At 74.6% G+C, this 16,951-nt stretch carries 12 protein-coding genes; 9 read left to right on the forward strand and 3 right to left on the reverse strand.

The genetic code is table 11. The annotated features are described in order from the left end of the window. Nucleotides 1-63 precede the first annotated feature (63 nt). Nucleotides 64-3,183, forward strand: a complete 3,120-nt coding sequence (locus tag FHR36_RS02825; RefSeq protein ID WP_253794681.1) for an ATP-dependent helicase — start codon at nucleotides 64-66, stop codon at nucleotides 3,181-3,183. Between the two features lie 262 nt (nucleotides 3,184-3,445). Then, entirely contained in the window at nucleotides 3,446-4,558 is a 1,113-nt protein-coding gene (locus tag FHR36_RS02830; RefSeq protein WP_253793440.1) for a PP2C family protein-serine/threonine phosphatase, read from the forward strand. A gap of 22 nt (nucleotides 4,559-4,580) precedes the next feature. Here the strand turns inward: FHR36_RS02830 and FHR36_RS02835 are convergent, their stop codons facing one another. Then, entirely contained in the window at nucleotides 4,581-5,543 is a 963-nt protein-coding gene (locus FHR36_RS02835) for an endonuclease/exonuclease/phosphatase family protein (protein ID WP_253793442.1), read from the reverse strand. An 87-nt stretch (nucleotides 5,544-5,630) separates the two neighbouring features. On the opposite strand from FHR36_RS02835, the gene FHR36_RS02840 reads away from it, so the two are divergent. The 5 genes from FHR36_RS02840 (at nucleotide 5,631) to nudC (ending at nucleotide 12,523) form a co-directional block, all read left to right on the forward strand. Further along, nucleotides 5,631-6,257 carry a PadR family transcriptional regulator gene (locus FHR36_RS02840; RefSeq protein WP_253793444.1) on the forward strand — a complete coding sequence of 209 codons (627 nt, stop codon included), beginning with the start codon at nucleotides 5,631-5,633 and terminating at the stop codon, nucleotides 6,255-6,257. 19 nt (nucleotides 6,258-6,276) lie between these two features. Then, nucleotides 6,277-7,038: an ABC transporter ATP-binding protein gene (locus FHR36_RS02845; RefSeq protein ID WP_253793446.1), complete on the forward strand. Its 762-nt coding sequence runs from the start codon at nucleotides 6,277-6,279 to the stop codon at nucleotides 7,036-7,038. Further along, on the forward strand, nucleotides 7,035-9,899 hold the full coding sequence (locus tag FHR36_RS02850) for an FtsX-like permease family protein (RefSeq protein ID WP_253793464.1): 2,865 nt from the start codon (nucleotides 7,035-7,037) through the stop codon (nucleotides 9,897-9,899). The genes FHR36_RS02845 and FHR36_RS02850 overlap by 4 nt, the downstream gene beginning before the upstream one ends. A gap of 164 nt (nucleotides 9,900-10,063) precedes the next feature. Then, on the forward strand, nucleotides 10,064-11,461 hold the full coding sequence (locus FHR36_RS02855) for a dipeptidase (RefSeq protein ID WP_253793466.1): 1,398 nt from the start codon (nucleotides 10,064-10,066) through the stop codon (nucleotides 11,459-11,461). Between the two features lie 129 nt (nucleotides 11,462-11,590). After that, nucleotides 11,591-12,523, forward strand: a complete 933-nt coding sequence (nudC, locus tag FHR36_RS02860; protein WP_253793468.1) for an NAD(+) diphosphatase — start codon at nucleotides 11,591-11,593, stop codon at nucleotides 12,521-12,523. 50 nt (nucleotides 12,524-12,573) lie between these two features. On the opposite strand, the gene FHR36_RS02865 is transcribed toward nudC, so the two are convergent. Further along, nucleotides 12,574-13,107, reverse strand: coding sequence for an ATP-binding protein (locus tag FHR36_RS02865; RefSeq protein ID WP_253793470.1), 534 nt, complete (start codon nucleotides 13,105-13,107; stop codon nucleotides 12,574-12,576). Between the two features lie 148 nt (nucleotides 13,108-13,255). On the opposite strand from FHR36_RS02865, the gene FHR36_RS02870 reads away from it, so the two are divergent. Continuing rightward, nucleotides 13,256-14,053 (forward strand): GntR family transcriptional regulator, encoded by a 798-nt coding sequence (locus FHR36_RS02870; protein ID WP_253793472.1) that lies wholly within the window; start codon nucleotides 13,256-13,258, stop codon nucleotides 14,051-14,053. 70 nt (nucleotides 14,054-14,123) lie between these two features. Here FHR36_RS02870 and FHR36_RS02875 read toward each other — a convergent pair whose 3' ends face one another. Then, nucleotides 14,124-14,375 carry a mycoredoxin gene (locus tag FHR36_RS02875; protein WP_253793473.1) on the reverse strand — a complete coding sequence of 84 codons (252 nt, stop codon included), beginning with the start codon at nucleotides 14,373-14,375 and terminating at the stop codon, nucleotides 14,124-14,126. Between the two features lie 165 nt (nucleotides 14,376-14,540). Between FHR36_RS02875 and FHR36_RS02880 the strand changes: the two genes are divergently transcribed. Continuing rightward, on the forward strand, nucleotides 14,541-16,808 hold the full coding sequence (locus FHR36_RS02880; RefSeq protein ID WP_407660779.1) for an ATP-dependent DNA helicase UvrD2: 2,268 nt from the start codon (nucleotides 14,541-14,543) through the stop codon (nucleotides 16,806-16,808). The last annotated feature ends 143 nt before the right edge of the window (nucleotides 16,809-16,951 follow it).

The following is a 16,951-nucleotide window of genomic DNA, read 5'->3' on the forward strand; positions in this document are numbered from 1 at the left end:
GGCGTGCTCAGCGATCCCGGGGAACTGAAGGAGCTGCTCGGGATCCCGTTCAACCCCGAGCAGATGCGTGCCATCGGCGCGCCGCTGGAGCCTGCGGTGATCGTGGCCGGCGCGGGTTCGGGCAAGACCACCGTGATGGCGGCCCGGGTGGTGTGGCTGGTCGGCTCGGGGGCGGTGCGCCCGGAGCAGGTGCTCGGCCTGACGTTCACCAACAAGGCGGCCGGCGAGCTGGCCGAGCGGGTCCGCACCGCGCTGGCGCGGGCCCGGGTGGCCGGGCCGGAGGAGGAGGTCCTCGGCGAGCCGCAGATCTCCACGTACCACGCCTTCGCGGGCACCCTGCTGAAGGAGCACGGCCTGCGCCTGGGCATCGAGCCGGACGTCCGGCTGCTGGCCGACGCGACCCGCTTCCAGCTGGCGGCCAAGGTGCTGCGCTCGGCGCGGGGGCCGTTCCCGGCGCTGAGCGGGACCTTCTCCTCGCTGGTCGCGGAGCTGATCGCGCTCGACTCCGAGCTGGCCGAGCACCTGGTGGAGCCGGAGCGGCTGCGCGCGTTCGACGGCGACCTGCTGGACGCGCTGGCCGCGGTGAAGCTGAGCAACGAGGACCTGCGGGCCGTCCCGAAGGCGGCCCGGGCCCGGCAGGAGCTGCTGCACCTGGTGGAGGACTACCGGCGGCGCAAGAAGGCGGCCGGGCTGATGGACTTCGGCGACCAGATCGCCGCCTCCGCCCGGCTGGCGCTGGAGCGCCCGGAGGTGGGCCGGCTGCTGCGCGAGCAGTACCGGGTGGTGCTGCTGGACGAGTACCAGGACACCTCGGTCGCCCAGCGGCTGATGCTGGCCGGGCTGTTCGGCGGCGAGAGCGGCGGGCACCCGGTGACCGCGGTCGGCGACCCCTGCCAGGCGATCTACGGCTGGCGCGGCGCCTCGGTGGCCAATCTGGACGACTTCCCCGAGCACTTCCCGCGCCGCGACGGCACACCCGCCGCGCGGTACGCGCTGAGCGAGAACCGGCGCAGCGGCGGACGGCTGCTGGCCTTCGCCAACCACCTGGCGGCGCCGCTGCGGGCGATGCACGAGGGGGTCGAGGCGCTGCGCCCGGCGCCCGGCGCCGAGGCGGACGGCTTCGTCCGGGCGGCGCTGCTGCCCACGCACGCGGCGGAGATCGACTGGCTGGCCGACTCGATCGCCCACCTGGTGCGGACCGGGACGGCGCCGGGCCGGATCGCGGTGCTGTGCCGGGCCGGTACGGCCTTCCCGGACATCCACGCGGCGCTGGTCGCCCGGGAGGTGCCGGTGGAGGTGGTGGGCCTCGGCGGGCTGCTGCAACTGCCCGAGGTGGCCGACCTGGTGGCGGTCTGCGAGGTGCTGCAGGACCCGACGGCCAACGCCGCGCTGGTACGGCTGCTGATCGGCCCGCGCTGGCGGATCGGCCCGCGCGACCTGGCGCTGCTGGGCCGCCGGGCGGCCGAACTGGTGCGCACCGCGCGGTCCGAGGACGCCGATCCGCTGACCGCGGCGGTCGCCGAGACCGACCCCACCGAGGTGGTCTCGCTGGCCGACGCGCTGGAGGGCTTCCTCGACGCCGAGCAGCCGGACGAGCTGCCGTTCTCCCCGGACGCCCGGGTGCGGTTCGCCCGACTGGCCCGGGAAATCCGCGAGTTGCGCCGGGCCCTGGCCGAGCCGCTGATGGACGTCCTGCACCGGGTGCTGGCGGTGACCGGTCTCGAGGTGGAGCTGTCCGCCTCCCCGCTGGCGCTGGCCGCCCGCCGCCGGGAGACCCTGAACGCCTTCCTGGACGTGGCGGCGGGCTTCGCCGACCTGGACGGGGACCCGGGCCTGGCCGCCTTCCTGGCCTTCCTGCGCGCCGCCCAGGAGTACGAGCGGGGCCTGGACAACAGCCTGCCCGGCGGCGAGGACACCGTGAAGGTGCTCACCGCGCACAAGTCCAAGGGCCTGGAGTGGGACGTGGTCGCCGTCCCCGGCCTGGTCAAGGACGCCTTCCCGAGCGGCAAGGGCCGCGAGCGCTGGACCAGCACCAAGAAGGTGCTGCCGCACGCGCTGCGCGGCGACGCCGCCACCCTGCCCGCCGACCCGGAGTGGAACGCCAAGGGCATGGGCCTGTTCAAGAAGGCGATGGCCGCGCAGGCCGCGACCGAGGAACTGCGCCTCGGCTACGTGGCGTTCACCCGTCCCCGGTCGCTGCTGCTGGCCTCCGGCCACTGGTGGGGGCCGAGCCAGAAGCGCCGCCGCGGGCCGTCGTCCTTTCTGCTGGAGCTGAAGGAGCACTGCGAACGTCCCGGCTGCGGCGAGGTGGAGCGGTGGGCCGAGGAGCCGCTGCCGGACGCCGAGAACCCGGCGTTCTCGGTCTCGCTGGAGACCCCCTGGCCGCTGCCGCTCGACCCGGCCGCGCAGCACGCCCGGCGCCGGGTCGCCGAGGTGGTCCGCACCCGGCTCGCGGGCCGGCCCGCCGCCGAGCCCGAGCCGATGGGCGCCGAGGACCAGCGCCTGGTCGCCTCCTGGGACCGGGACCTCGGAGCCCTGCTCGGCGAGTTGGAGCGGGCCCGGCGCACCGTGCGGGACGTGGAGCTGCCCGCCTCGCTCTCCGCCTCCCAGCTGCTGCGGCTGGCCGCCGACCCGGACGGCTTCGCCGCCGACCTGGCCCGCCCGATGCCCCGCCCGCCGGCTCCGGCCGCCCGCCGCGGCACCCGGTTCCACGCCTGGGTGCAGTCCCGCTACGAGCAGCAGCTGCTGCTCGGGCCCGAGGCGCTGCCCGGCCTGGACGAGGACGGCATCGAGGACGAGAAGGACCTGGAGCGGCTCAAGGAGGCGTTCCTGCGCGGCCCGTACGCCGACCGCCGGCCGTTTCGGGTCGAGGCCCCGTTCCAGCTGGTGCTGGCGGGTCGGGTGGTGCGCGGCCGGATCGATGCCGTGTACCGGGACCGTGACGGTGGCTCAGCGTCACCGGAGTCGTACCGGTACGAAGTTGTCGACTGGAAGACCCAGCGCGAGGAGAGCGCCGACCCGTTGCAGCTGGCCGTCTACCGGGTGGCCTGGGCCGAGCAGGCGGGCGTGCCGCTGGAGCAGGTCACGGCGGCCTTCCTGTACGTCCGCAGCGGACGGGTGGAACGGCCGTCAGGACTTCCCGACCGAAAAGAGTTGAGCGCGCTCCTGATCGGGAATAGCTAAGAAGAAGTCACTCAGAGCATCCAAGTCATCACGTGATCACCCGAAACCTGTGCGCTGTGCACGTTTCGCGCCTATTGTGGGGTCGGTAACCGGTCATCCCCCGAGCTCCGGCCACGGCAGGGGTCAGCCCCCTGACTTTCCGTCATCACCGCAGGTGTCCCGCGGCACCGGCAACCTTCCGCTGGAGAGAGCGACGTTGAGCGCGACCGGATGGATCAGGGATCGATTGACCGGCCCGTCCCCGGGGGACCTCCCCGGAACCGTGACGGGCACCTGGCCGAAGACCTCGCACGCCCTGCCGCTGATCGGCATGGCGCTGGTGGTCTCCCTCGACTACTTCAGCAACAGTACGGTCACCGTCGAGCCGGCGCTGACCGCCGTCCCCGCCCTGGCCGCCGTGGTCAGCCGGCGGACCTGGTACCCGCTGTTCATCGGGGCCGTCGCCGAGTGCGGCGCCTTCGCGATGGCCTGGTACAACGGCGTGCTCGGGCAGTCGGTGCACACCGCGACCGTGCTGGCGATCTTCCTGGTGGCCCTGATCGGCTGGGTCAGCGCGACCCTGCGGCTGCGCCAGGAGCGGGCGCTGGCGGAGGCCCAGCTGGTCGCCGACATCGCCCGCCGGGTGCTGCTGCGCTCCGTCCCGGACCGGGTCGGCAGCGTCCGGGCCGCCGTGCACTACGCGGCGGCGGCGGCGCAGGCCTCGATCGGCGGCGACCTGTACGAGGTGGTCAACACCCGGCACGGGGTGCGGGCGGTGGTCGGCGACGTCCGCGGCAAGGGCCTCACCGCGGTCGAGACCGCGGCCGCCGTCCTGGGCGCCTTTCGGGAGGCGGCGCACCAGGAGCCGGCCCTGGACCGGGTCGCCGGCTGGCTCGCGGTCAGCCTGGACCGCGCCCTGCACGAGAACGACCACCCCGGGGTGGAGGAGGAGTTCGTCACCCTGGTGCTGATCGCGGTCTGCCCGGACGGCACGGTGGACATCGCCAACTGCGGCCACCCGCCGCCGCTGCTGCTGGGCCCCGAGGGCTGCCGCGCCCTGGAGCCGGACCAGCCGGTGCCGCCGCTCGGCGTCCTCGACCCGGCCGACGTCCGCCCGCAGGTCCAGCGGGTCGCGGTGCGGCCGGGCGACCGGGTGCTGCTCTACACCGACGGCGTGATCGAGGCCCGCGACCACCGCGGCGTCTTCTACCCGCTCGCCGAGCGGCTGCCCGACCTGGCCGTCGGCGCCCCGGTGGAGGTGCTGCGCCGGCTGAACGAGGACGTGGTCCGGCACGTCGGGCACAAGCTGGGCGACGACGCGGCGATGCTGCTGCTCCAGTACGAGCCGACCGGCTCCCAGCTGCCCCGCCAGCACGCGGAGCACATGCTGTCCTGACCGGCGTGCGGTCCGGGACGGCTCAGAGCGCGACGTCCACCACCAGCGGGCGGTGGTCCGAGACCTCCGCCCGCGGCGCCGACACCGAGCCGACCGCGGTGCGCGGCACGCCGATGCCCAGGATGTGGTCGAACTGCACCGCCGGGCGGTGCGAGGGGTAGGTCGGCGTCCGCGCCAGGTCGTACCAGCCCTGCAGCCGCGGGCGCGGCTCGCGCACCCGCCGCCGGCGCAGCCCGGTGCGGGCGGTGCGGGCCTGCCGGGCCGCCCGCACCCGCTCGCGCGAGGTGGTCCGCTCGATCGCGCTCGCGCTGCCCAGCACCGTGCGCGGCACCGCGCCGATCAGGTTGAAGTCGCCCAGCACCAGGTACGGCTGCGGCAGGTCGGCGATCCAGCGGCGGATCGCGGCGAGCTGCGCCACGTTCCAGCCCGGGACGAACGAGAGGTGCGCGGCCACCACGGTGAACGGCCCGCCGCTGCCCTCCAGCACCGCCGCCAGCGCGGCCCGGGGCTCGTCCGGCACCTGGGTCAGGCCGCGCCGGCCGGCCACCTTGAGCGGCAGCCCGAACGGCGCGGGCGCGAACCGGCGGGCCCGCCAGTGCCGGACCGGAAGCCGGGTGAGCAGTGCGGTCCCGTACGAGGGCTGACCGGTCGCGGTGTCCACCTCGGCAGGCCCGTAGACCTGCAGTCCGGACACCGAGGGATCGGGCAGCCAGCCGGAGAGCGGGGCCGGGGTGCCGTGCAGCGCGGCGGCGAACCGCCAGTCGGCCGCGCCCATCGCCTTGGCGGCGACGGCGGCCTGGTCGACCAGCCCGGAGCGCTCCTGGTGGCGGTCGACCTCCTGGAGGGCGAGCACGTCCGCGTCCAGGTCGGCCACGGCCTCGGCCAGCGGGGCGCCCGGCTCCGCGGGGAAGAGCGCCGGGCTGCCGTCGGCGGCCAGCGGCTGACCGTGCAGCAGGTTGTAGGTCGCGATGCGCAGATGCCTCACCGCACTCACGGTACCGGCTGCGCAGGTGCCGGCCGTGGAGGGACCGCCGTTGCCAGCACTCGTGCATACCGGGTATACATACCTGGTATGTCCATCCGTCACGGTCTGCTCGCCCTCCTCGACCAGGGCCCCCGCTACGGCTACCAGCTGCGCACCGAGTTCGAGGCGCGCACCGGAGCCACCTGGCCGCTCAACGTCGGCCAGGTCTACACCACCCTGGGCCGCCTGGAGCGGGACGGTCTGATCGCCCCCGCCGGCGAGGACGACGAGGGCCACCTCTTCTACGCCGTCACCGAAGAGGGACGCGCGGAACTGCGCCGGTGGTTCGACACCCCGGTCCCGCGCACCAACCCGCCCCGCGACGAACTGGCGATCAAGCTGGCCATGGCGGTCACCGTGCCCGGCGTGGACGTGGCCCTGGTCCTCCAGGCCCAGCGCCGGCACAGCATGCAGGCCCTGCAGGACTACACCAGGCTCAAGGGCCGGGCCCTGGCCGCCGACACCGGCGCCGGCTCCGACCTCGCCTGGCTGCTCGTGGTGGAACAGCTGATCTTCCAGGCCGAGGCCGAGATCCGCTGGCTGGACCACTGCGAGACCCGGCTCGCCCGGCACGCCGAGCGCGCGCAGACCGCGCCGCCGCAGCCGGCCGACCCCACCGGCGGCCCGACCGAGGCCGCCACCGCTCGGCGCCCGCGCCGCAGCCGCATCCGATGAAACACCCGAGGGGGAAGCGTTGACTACGACCCACACCCAGGACCCGGTGCTGCACCTGGAGCAGGTCAGCCGGGTGCACGGCCAAGGCGCCGCCGAGGTGCACGCCCTGCGCGAGGTCGACCTGCGGGTCCACCCCGGCGAACTGGTCGCCGTGATGGGCCCGTCCGGCTCCGGCAAGTCCACCCTGCTCACCCTGGCCGGCGGCCTGGACGCCCCGAGCTCAGGCCGGGTGCTGGTCGAGGGCACCGTCCTCGGCGAGCTCTCCCGCAAGAAGCTCGCCGCGGTCCGCCGCCGCTCGGTCGGCTACGTCTTCCAGGACTACAACCTGATACCGGCGCTGACCGCCGCCGAGAACATCGCCCTCCCGCGCGAGCTGGACGGCGTCTCCGCCCGGGCCGCCCGCCGCGAAGCGCTCGCCGCCCTGGACGAACTCGGCATCGCCGACCTCGCCGACCGCTTCCCCGACGACATGTCCGGCGGCCAGCAGCAGCGCGTCGCCATCGCCCGCGCGCTGATCGGCGAGCGCCGGCTGGTCCTCGCCGACGAGCCCACCGGCGCCCTCGACTCCACCACCGGAGAGACCGTCCTCGCCGTGCTGCGCGCCCGCTGCGACGCCGGCGCCGCCGCGATGATGGTCACCCACGAACCCCGGCACGCGGCCTGGGCCGACCGCGTGGTCTTCCTGCGCGACGGCCGGCTGGTCGACGAGACCGCCAACACGGACGCGGCCAGCCTGCTGGTCGCTGCCGCCACCAACAGCGCGAAGGGCGGCGAGAAGTGAGGCCCACCGCCTGGCGGGCCGCCCTGCGGATCGCCCGCCGCGACGCCCTGCGCGCCAAGGGCCGCAGCGCCCTGGTGCTGGCCATGATCGCCCTGCCGGTGCTCGGCGTGGCCGGCATCGACGTGGTCGCGCGCAGCGCCCAGCTGGAACCCGGCGAGCGGGCCACCCGGATGATGGGCGCCGCCGATGCCCGGGTCGCCATGACCGGCCGCGGGCTGACGGTGCTCCAGGCCCCGGACTACCGGGAGGACTCCACCGCGCGCGGGCCGGAGAAGGGCCAGCAGCCGACCGCCGAGCAGAAGCGCAGCGCGGCGACCGAGCCCGACCAGCTGATCCGCGAGCTGCTGCCCGCCGGCAGCACCCTGATCCCGGTGCCGGACGGACCGCGGTCCGCCGCCACCACCAAGGAGGGGCGGCTCTCCGTCTCCACCAGCGAGGCCGACCTCACCGACCCGGTCTGGCACGGCCTGGTGAACGTGATCGAGGGCACCGCCCCGCACACGCCCCGCGAGATCGCCGCCACCCGGCCCTTCCTCGACCAGTCCGGGCTGCGGCTGGGCGACTCCACCGCGCTGCGCGGCCTGGACGGCTCCCCGTTCACCATCACCGCGGTGGTCGAGTACCCCGCCGACCTGGGCACCGCCGAACTGGTCGCCCGGCCCGGCGCACTGATCGAGCCGCTGAAGAAGGCCGCCGGCCAGGCCGGCCGGCAGGACACCGGCCTGTACGGCGGCGGCGACTGGCTGGTCAAGCTGCCCGCCGGCGCCGCGCTCGACTGGCCGAAGGTGCTCGAACTCAACAAGTACGGCTTCAACGCCACCAGCCGCAGCGTGCTGCTCGACCCGCCGCCGCGCTCCCAGGTACCGCTGTACGCGTACCAGGCGCAGCAGGGCTTCTCCTCCACCGGCGTCGACGCCGCCGCGCTGGCCGTGGTCGCCACCGTGGTCGGCATGGCCCTGCTGGAGATCGTCCTGCTGGCCGGACCGGCCTTCGCGGTCGGCGCCCGCCGCTCGCGGCGGCAGCTCGGCCTGCTCGCCGCCGGCGGCGGCGACCGCTCGCACATCCGCGCGGTGGTGCTCGGCGGCGGCGTGGTGCTGGGCCTGGCCGGCGCCGTGGTCGGCGTGGCACTGGCGATCGCCGCCGTCGCCGTCGCCCGGCCCTGGATCGAGGTGTACGGCGGCAGCCGCTTCGGCCACTTCGACCTGCAGCCGCTCGACCTGGTCGCGATCGCCGGGATCGGCCTGGTCACCGGCCTGCTGGCGGCCGTGGTGCCGGCCGTCCAGGCCGCCCGGCAGAACGTCGTCGAGGCGCTCACCGGCCGCGGCTCGCTCAAGCCCGCCAACCGCTGGATCGCCCTGCTCGGTCTGGTGATGGTCGGCGGCGGCGCGGTCCTCGCGCTGCTCGGCACCGCCCTCGGCCAGGGCCGCGGCCTGCCGGTGCTCGGCGGCTCGGTGATCGCCGAGCTGGGCATGGTGCTCTGCACCCCGATCCTGGTCGGACTGTTCGGCCGGCTCGGCCGCCTGCTGCCGCTCAGCCCCCGGCTCGCCCTGCGCGACGCCGTCCGCCACCGCGGCCGCACCGCCCCCGCGGTCGCCGCGGTGATGGCCGCTGTGGCCGGCTCGGTCGCCGTCGGCATCTACTCCGCCAGCAGCGACCTGGAACAGCGCCAGGAGTACGTGGCCGCGGCGCCCAGCGGCGCGGTCACCCTGCAGAACGGCTGGGGCCCCACCGCCGACGCGGCGACCCTCGGCCTGATGCGCGACTCCGTCGAGCGGAGCATGCCCGACCTCGGGCAGCGCGCCGATGTCGCCGAGGCGACCTACAAGGGCGCCTGCCGCGGCGGCGACCCCTGCGGCAGCGTCCAGCCGGTGATGCCCAAGGAGCTCCGCTGCCCGGCCCGCGACCGGGACGAGGAGAGCCCGACCAGCTACCAGGCGTTCACCCGGCTGATGCAGGACCCGCGCTGCCGGGACCCCAGGGACAACCGTTCCAACACTGTCTTCGGCATGATGCCGGTCGGCGACGCCGCCCTGCTGCACAACCTCTTCGGCGTCCGCGAGGCGACCGCCGACCAGGCCCTGGCCCAGGGCAAGGCCGTGGTCTTCGACGACCGCTACCTCAAGGACGGCAAGCTCACCATCGAGCTGACCGAGCCGACCGATCGCGCCGCCGAGGCCAAGGCCGACGCCTCCGGGGAGCGCCTCAAGCCGCAGACCCGCACCATCACCGTGGACGCCGTCCTGGTCCCGGCCGGCACCGCCGGCTCTCCCGCGCTGATCAGTCCGCAGGCCGCCAAGGGCCTCGGCCTGCAGCCGCTCGACACCGGTTCGGTCTGGCTGCCCGCCGCCAAGCCGGCCGGCACGGCGGAGCAGCGCGCGGTGGCCGCCGTCGGCAAGCTCGACGACACCGCCCAGATCCGGGTCGAGCGCGGCTTCCAGCCCAAGCACGACGCGATCACCCTCGGTCTGACCGCCTTCGCGGCCGTGGTCGCGCTCGGCGCGGCCGGGATCGCCACCGGCCTGGCCTCCGCCGACTCGCAGAACGACCTGGCCACCCTGGCCGCGGTCGGCGCCCCGGCGGGCATCCGACGCCGGCTCTCCGGCTTCCAGTGCGGAGTGATCGCCGCGATGGGGACCCTGCTGGGCACCGTCTGCGGCATCGTCCCGGCGGTGGCGCTGCGCCGCCTGCAGGCCGAGTCGAGCGGCGAGTTCAGCGTCGGCGGCTCGGCCGGGAAGCACATGGTGCTCGCCTTCCCGTGGACCACGATGGGCCTGACCGTCGTGGTGCTGCCGCTGCTCGCGGTCGGCCTGGCCATGCTGCTGACCCGCTCCCGGCTGGCCATGGTCCGCCGGGCCGGCTGAGCCCCCGCAGCCGTCTCGCCTGTCCCGTCCGTCCCGCTGCCCCACCGCGCCGGGCGGCGGGACGGGCGGTGGGACGGGCGGGACGGGCGGGACGGCGGGTGACGGTGGTCACCCGCGGGAACCCCGGCCGCATCCACCGGCCCGGGCGAACTAAAGTCGTCCGTATGACGAAAACCCCGGACAGCGTCGTCCGCTCCTACATCGACCGCCACGAGGCCGACTTCCTGCGGGACCTGGCCGACTGGCTGCGCATCCCCTCGGTCTCCGCCGACCCCGATCGGGCCGGCGAGGTCCGCCGCTCCGCCGAGTGGCTGGCCGCCAAGCTGCGCGAGACCGGGTTCCCGGTCGCCGAGGTGTGGGAGACCGACGGGCTGCCGGCGGTGTTCGCCGAGTGGCCGTCCGGGGACGCCGGTGCGCCGACCGTGCTGGTCTACGGCCACCACGACGTGCAGCCCGCCGCCAAGGAGGACGGCTGGGACACCGAGCCGTTCGAGCCCACCGTGGTCGGCCGCCGGATGTACGCCCGCGGCGCCGCGGACGACAAGGGCCAGGTCTTCTTCCACACCCTCGGGGTCCGCGCCCACCTGGCCGCCACCGGCCGGACCGCGCCCGCCGTCAACCTCAAGCTGCTGATCGAGGGCGAGGAGGAGTCCGGCTCGCCGAACTTCGCCGAGCTGGTCCGCCGCGAGGCCGGGCGGCTGGCCGCCGACGTCGTGGTCATCTCGGACACCGGCATGTGGGCCGAGAACACCCCGACCGTCTGCACCGGCATGCGCGGCCTGGCGGACTGCCAGATCGACCTGTTCGGGCCGGACAGCGACATCCACTCCGGCTCCTTCGGCGGCGCCGTCCCCAACCCGGCGGACGTCGCGGCCGCGCTGGTGGCCGCCCTGCACGACGCCGACCGCCGGGTGGCGGTCCCGGGCTTCTACGACGGCGTCGTCGAGCTGACCGAGCGGGAGCGCGAGCTCTTCGCCGCGCTGCCGTTCGACGAGGCCCAGTGGCTGCGGGTCGCCAAGTCGTACGGCACCCAGGGCGAGGCCGGCTACTCCACCCTGGAGCGGGTCTGGGCCCGGCCGACCGCCGAGGTCAACGGCATCTGGGGCGGCTACACCGGCCCCGGCGGCAAGACCATCGTGCCGGCCGAGGCGCACGTCAAGCTGTCCTTCCGGCTGGTCGCCGGCCAGGAGGTGGAGAAGGTCCGCGAGGCCGTCACCGCCTGGGTCGCCGAGCAGGTGCCGGACGGCATCCGGTACGAGCTGGTCTTCCCCGGCGCGACCCGGCCGTGCCTGACGCCGCTGGACCACCCGGCGCTGCAGTCCACCGTGCGGGCGATGGGCCGGGCCTTCGAGCAGGAGATCCTGTTCACCCGGGAGGGCGGTTCCGGACCGGCCGCCGACCTGCAGGACGTGCTGGGCGCGCCGGTGCTGTTCCTGGGCATCTCGGTGCCCTCGGACGGCTGGCACTCGATCAACGAGAAGGTGGAGCTGGACCTGCTCCGCAAGGGCGTGGAGACCTCCGCGTACCTGTGGGGCGACCTGGCCGAGACCTTCCGGCCGTGACGGCTGCGACGGCTGTGACGGCTGTGACGGCCGCGACGGCCTCGACTGCAGGGTCGACAGGACCGGCGGGCCGGACAGTGCGGGACGACGCGACACCACGCGAGACGATGCGAACGGGGATGGACCGAGTTGAGCACCGCGCCTGAGACCAAGCGCCTCGCCCTCGCCCGGGCGGGGGTGGACCGGGCCGCGCACCACCGGTTCGACGAGCCCTGGCTGGCGGCGGCCTGGAGCCACCCGTCCACCAAGGTGCTGCCGATCGCCGGTGGCGAGGTCTTCGTGGTCGACACCGAGACCGGCAGCGAACTGGTGCTGCTGCCGTCCTTCGAGGCCCCGCAGACCGGGGACCGCTACTTCCTGGGCACCGACGAGGACGGGGTGTCCTACTTCGCGCTGGCCGGCGAGAGCCTGCCGGGCCGGCTGGACGGCGACGCCCGTCCGGCCGGGCTGCGCGAGGTGGGCGGCACGCTGTCGGACCGCGACGCCGGGCTGCTGGTGCACGCGGTGGCCCTGGAGCACTGGCACCGGCTGCACAGCTTCTGCTCGCGCTGCGGGCACCGTACCGAGAAGGCGGGGGCGGGCCACGTCCGCCGCTGCACCTCCTGCGCGGCCGAACACTACCCGCGCACCGACCCGGCGGTGATCATGCTGATCACCGACGAGGAGGACCGCTGCCTGCTGGGCCGTCAGGCGCTCTGGCCGGAGGGCCGCTGGTCGACCCTGGCGGGCTTCGTGGAGCCCGGCGAGTCGATCGAGCAGGCGGTGGTCCGCGAGGTCCGGGAGGAGGCCGGGGTGCGGGTCGGCGAGGTCGCGTACGTGGCGAGCCAGCCGTGGCCGTTCCCGTCCAGCCTGATGCTGGGCTTCGTGGGCAAGGCCGCCCCGGGCGGCACCGGGATCACCGTGGACGGCGAGGAGCTGTCCGAGGCGCGCTGGTTCTCCCGGTCCGAACTGAAGGCCGGAATGGAGGCCGGCGAGATCCTGCCGCCGTCCGGAATTTCGATTGCCCGCCATCTGGTCGAACTCTGGTACGGAGAACCGCTGCCGGCGGCCGCCCGCTGGTAATGGCGAATAAGGGGGCGTGCGGCGATTGCCGTGCGCCCCCTTATTTCATTTCACTGCGACGTGTCCCCCTGCGACTCGTCCGGTTCGTGCGGCTCGTGGAGCTCGCCCGGCCGGACGTCGAGCCAGCAGTTGACCGTCTTTCCGGAGAGCCGGGTGGTCACCGCCCAGCGCGCGCAGAGCGCCTGGACGATCGCCAGACCGCGCCCGTTGGAGTCCTCCTCGCCCGCCGTGCGCAGCTGCGGCACGCCGTGGCCGTAGTCGGCGACCGAGATGTGCAGGGTCGACTGGTTGATCGCCAGGGTCATCGAGACCGCGCCCCGGCCGTACCTGATGGCGTTGGTGACCAGCTCGGACACCACCAGCTCGGCGCTGTCGGTCAGGTGGGCGACGCCCCAGGAGGCCAGCGCCGTCCCGGTCATCCGCCGGGCGCGGGCGACGTTCGACGTCAGGGGCGGGAAGGAGGCCGTCGCGACCCAGGCGCCGCGTTCGGCGGCCGGGAGGACCCGGCCGGGGCGCGCCTTGGCGCCCGAGGAGTCGGTCGTCTCGGCGAAGTCCGCCGGCGGCCGCTGCGAGGTACTGCTCACGGGCATGGATCCGCCCCCGGGTGTGCGTGGTGAGAAAACATTCGAATGCAATCGAGATGACCGGGGTCGGGCACCGGAATCCCCAATCCCGGCCAATGTTGACGGGTTTCGCTGAAAAGGCGCAAGCAGAATGGCTACATTCACTCGGGTGACGATCCCCCGAGGCGGCGCACCCGCCCCGAAGTACCAGCGCCTGGCGGCCGACCTGCGCCGCCGGATCGAGGCCGGCGAGTGGCAGGGGGGTGCCCAGCTCCCGGTCGAGGGCGACCTGGAGCAGCACTACGGCGTGGCCCGCAACACCGTCCGGCTGGCGGTCGACGTCCTGGTCAACGAGGGCCGGCTGGTCCGGATGCAGGGCAAGGGCACCTACCTCAAGCAGCAGCCGGTGTTCGACCACCGGGCCTACCTGGCCGCCCGGCTGCCCGGCCAGCGCGACGCGCTCGCGGCGCCCAGCGAGGTCTACACGCGCGAGGCCAGGACCGCCGGCCGCCGGCTGACCGTCGACTTCGACATGCTGGTGGTGCGGGCCCGCCCGGACGTGGCGCAGCGGCTCGGACTGCCGCCCGACGACGCGGTGGTGGTCCGCCGTCAGCTACGGCTGCTGGACCGCGAGCCGTACTCCATCGAGGAGTCCCACTACCGGGCCGGGCTGGCCGCCGGGACGCCGCTGATGGACCCGGAGCCGGCGCCCGGCGGGGACGAGCAGGTGCTCGCCGCCATGGGGCGCTCCGAGACATCGGCCGTCGACCACCTGGCGGCCCGGATGCCCGGGCCCGAGGAGGCGGCCTGGTTCGAGATCGGCCCCGGGGTGCCGCTGCTGGTGCAGACCCGGGTCACCCACGACCGGCGCGGGCCGGTGCGGGTGATCGAGACCCGCTACGCGGCCGACCGCTGCCGGCTGGTGTACGAGGTCGGCGAGGGGCGCGAGCCGGGCCCGCGCCCCTGACCGGCGTGCCGACGGTGGTGCGGTGCCGATGGCGGTGCTGTGCCGACGGCTGCGCTGTGCCGACGGTGCGTCAGACCAGGGCGGCCTGGACCTGGCGCAGGCTCGGGTTGGTCATCACGCTCTGCTCGCCGGAGGCGGAGACCACGACCACGGTCGGGACGGTCTGGTTGCCGTTGTTCACCGACTCCACGTAGCTCGCCGCCGACGGGTCCTCCTCGATGTTGATCTCGGTGTAGCCGATGCCCTCGCGGCCGAGCTGGCTCTTCAGACGGTTGCAGTAGCCGCACCAGGTCGTGCTGTACATCGTGACGGTCCCGGACATGTCGGGGGACTCCTTCGTGGAGAGGGGCGAGCGGTCGCCGGATCCAACGCCCGGTCCGTCGGTCGCATTCCGGGCCGGAATCCGGGTGTGATTATCCGATCACATCGGGGTGGCTGTGGATAACGCCGCCGCAGACTGTCAGGTGGGCCTGAGAGGATGGACAGCATGCAGGAAGAGCTTCTCGGCCTCCCCGGTCCGTACGGCGAGCACGGCGCCGGCGCCCACCCCGACGCGCCGCCGGTCGGCGCCGACGCGGTGCTGGCCGGCCTGGATCCCGAGCAGCGGGCCGTCGCCACCGCCCTGCACGGCCCGGTCTGCGTGCTGGCCGGCGCCGGCACCGGCAAGACCCGGGCCATCACCCACCGGATCGCCTACGGCGTGCGCAGCGGCGTCTACCAGCCCCAGCAGGTGCTCGCGGTGACCTTCACCGCCCGCGCCGCCGGCGAGATGCGCGGCCGCCTGCGCCAGCTCGGGGCGGACGGCGTGCAGGCCCGCACCTTCCACTCCGCCGCGCTGCGCCAGCTCCAGTACTTCTGGCCGCGCGCGGTCGGCGGCGAGGTGCCGCGGCTGCTCGAGCGGAAGGTCCAGCTGGTCGCCGAGGCGGCCGGCCGCAGCGGGCTGCGGGTGCAACGCACCGAGCTGCGCGACCTGACCGCCGAGATCGAGTGGGCCAAGGTCACCCAGATCGTCCCCGACGACTACCCGGCCGCCGTCGCCAAGTCCTCCCGCGAGGCCCCGCGCGACCCGGCCGAGATCGCCAAGGTCTACGCGACCTACGAGCAGACCAAGCGCGACCGCGGCGTGATCGACTTCGAGGACGTGCTGCTGCTGACCGCCGCCATCCTGGAGGACCGGCCGGAGATCGCCGACCGGGTCCGCGCCCAGTACCGGCACTTCACCGTCGACGAGTACCAGGACGTCTCCCCGCTCCAGCAGCGGCTGCTCGACCAGTGGACCGGCGGCGGCGCCAGCCTCTGCGTGGTCGGCGACGCCAGCCAGACCATCTACTCCTTCACCGGCGCCACCCCGGACTACCTGCTCGGCTTCCGCACCCGGCACCCCGACGCCACCGTGGTGAAGCTGGTCCGCGACTACCGCTCCACCCCGCAGGTGGTCCACCTGGCCAACGGGCTGCTCTCGCAGGCCCGCGGCCAGGCCGCCCAGCACCGGCTGGAGCTGGTCTCCCAGCGCGAGGCCGGCCCCGAGCCCGCCTACCGCGAGTACCCGGACGAGCCGACCGAGGCCGAGTCCACCGCGCACCTGATCAAGGACCTGCTGGCGACCGGCGTGCGGGCCAGCGAGATCGCCGTGCTGTTCCGCACCAACAGCCAGTCCGAGGTGTACGAGCAGGCGCTCGCCGACCTCGGCATCTCGTACCAGCTCAAGGGCGCCGAGCGCTTCTTCGAGCGGCCCGAGGTGCGCGAGGCGGGCGTGCTGCTCAAGGGCGCCGCCCGCGCCGCCGACGACCCGCTGACCGCCGGCGCGCCCGACCTCGCCGCCCAGGTGCGCGCGGTGCTCGCCACCCGCGGCTTCGCCGCCACCCCGCCGGCCGGCTCCGGCGCGGTCCGCGAGCGGTGGGAGTCGCTGGCCGCCCTGGTCCGGCTCGCCGAGGAGTTCGAGGCCGCCCGGCTCGCCGCCGGCGAGCGGGCCGACCTCGCCGCGTACGTCGCCGAACTGGACGCCCGGGCCGCCGCCCAGCACGCCCCCGCCGTCGAGGGCGTCACGCTGGCCTCGCTGCACGCCGCCAAGGGCCTGGAGTGGGACGCCGTCTTCCTGGTCGGCCTCTCCGAGGGCACCCTGCCGATCATCTACGCCAAGACCGACGAGCAGATAGAGGAGGAGCGTCGGCTCCTCTACGTCGGCGTCACCCGCGCTCGGCGGCTGCTCACCCTCTCCTGGTCGCTCTCCCGCTCCCCGGGCGGCCGGGCGAGCCGCAAGCCCACCCGCTTCCTGGACGGGCTGCGACCCGGCTCCTCGGGCCCGCGCGCCCGCGGCGGCGCCGGGGGCGCGGGCGGTGTGGAGCGCGGCGCCGAGCGCGCGGCCGGCCGCCGGGTGCGCGGCCCGGTCAAGTGCCGGGTCTGCGACCGCTCCCTCACCGACGCGGTGGAGCGCAAGCTCCGCCGCTGCGAGACCTGCCCCTCGACCATGGACGAGGCGCTGTACGAGCGGCTGCGCAGCTGGCGGGCGAGCAAGGCCAGGGAGCAGGGCGCCCCGGCCTACGTGGTCTTCACCGACGCGACCCTGATGGCGATCGCCGAGGAGGTGCCCGGCTCCACCCGGGAGCTGGCGATGATCTCCGGCGTCGGTGCCATGAAGCTGGACAAGTACGGCTCCGACGTGCTCTTGTTGTGTGCGGGGGAGGATCCGGAGCTCGTCGCTGAGTCTGACGCAGAGCCCGATGGAGATCCGGTTCGGAACTCGCCGGAAAAATAGTTTGCGCGCCGCATGGACGGCGCAATAGCCTGCCGGAGCGGTCAAGGGGACGAGACCGCAAATGCTCGCAGAGGGCTTCCTTCTGCCTGCGCCTGACCATAACCAGACATCGGAGCCCGGGGGACTGGGCACCGCGAGACGCC

It is taken from the genome of Kitasatospora cinereorecta, from assembly GCF_024172095.1.
Lineage (GTDB): Bacteria > Actinomycetota > Actinomycetes > Streptomycetales > Streptomycetaceae > Kitasatospora > Kitasatospora cinereorecta.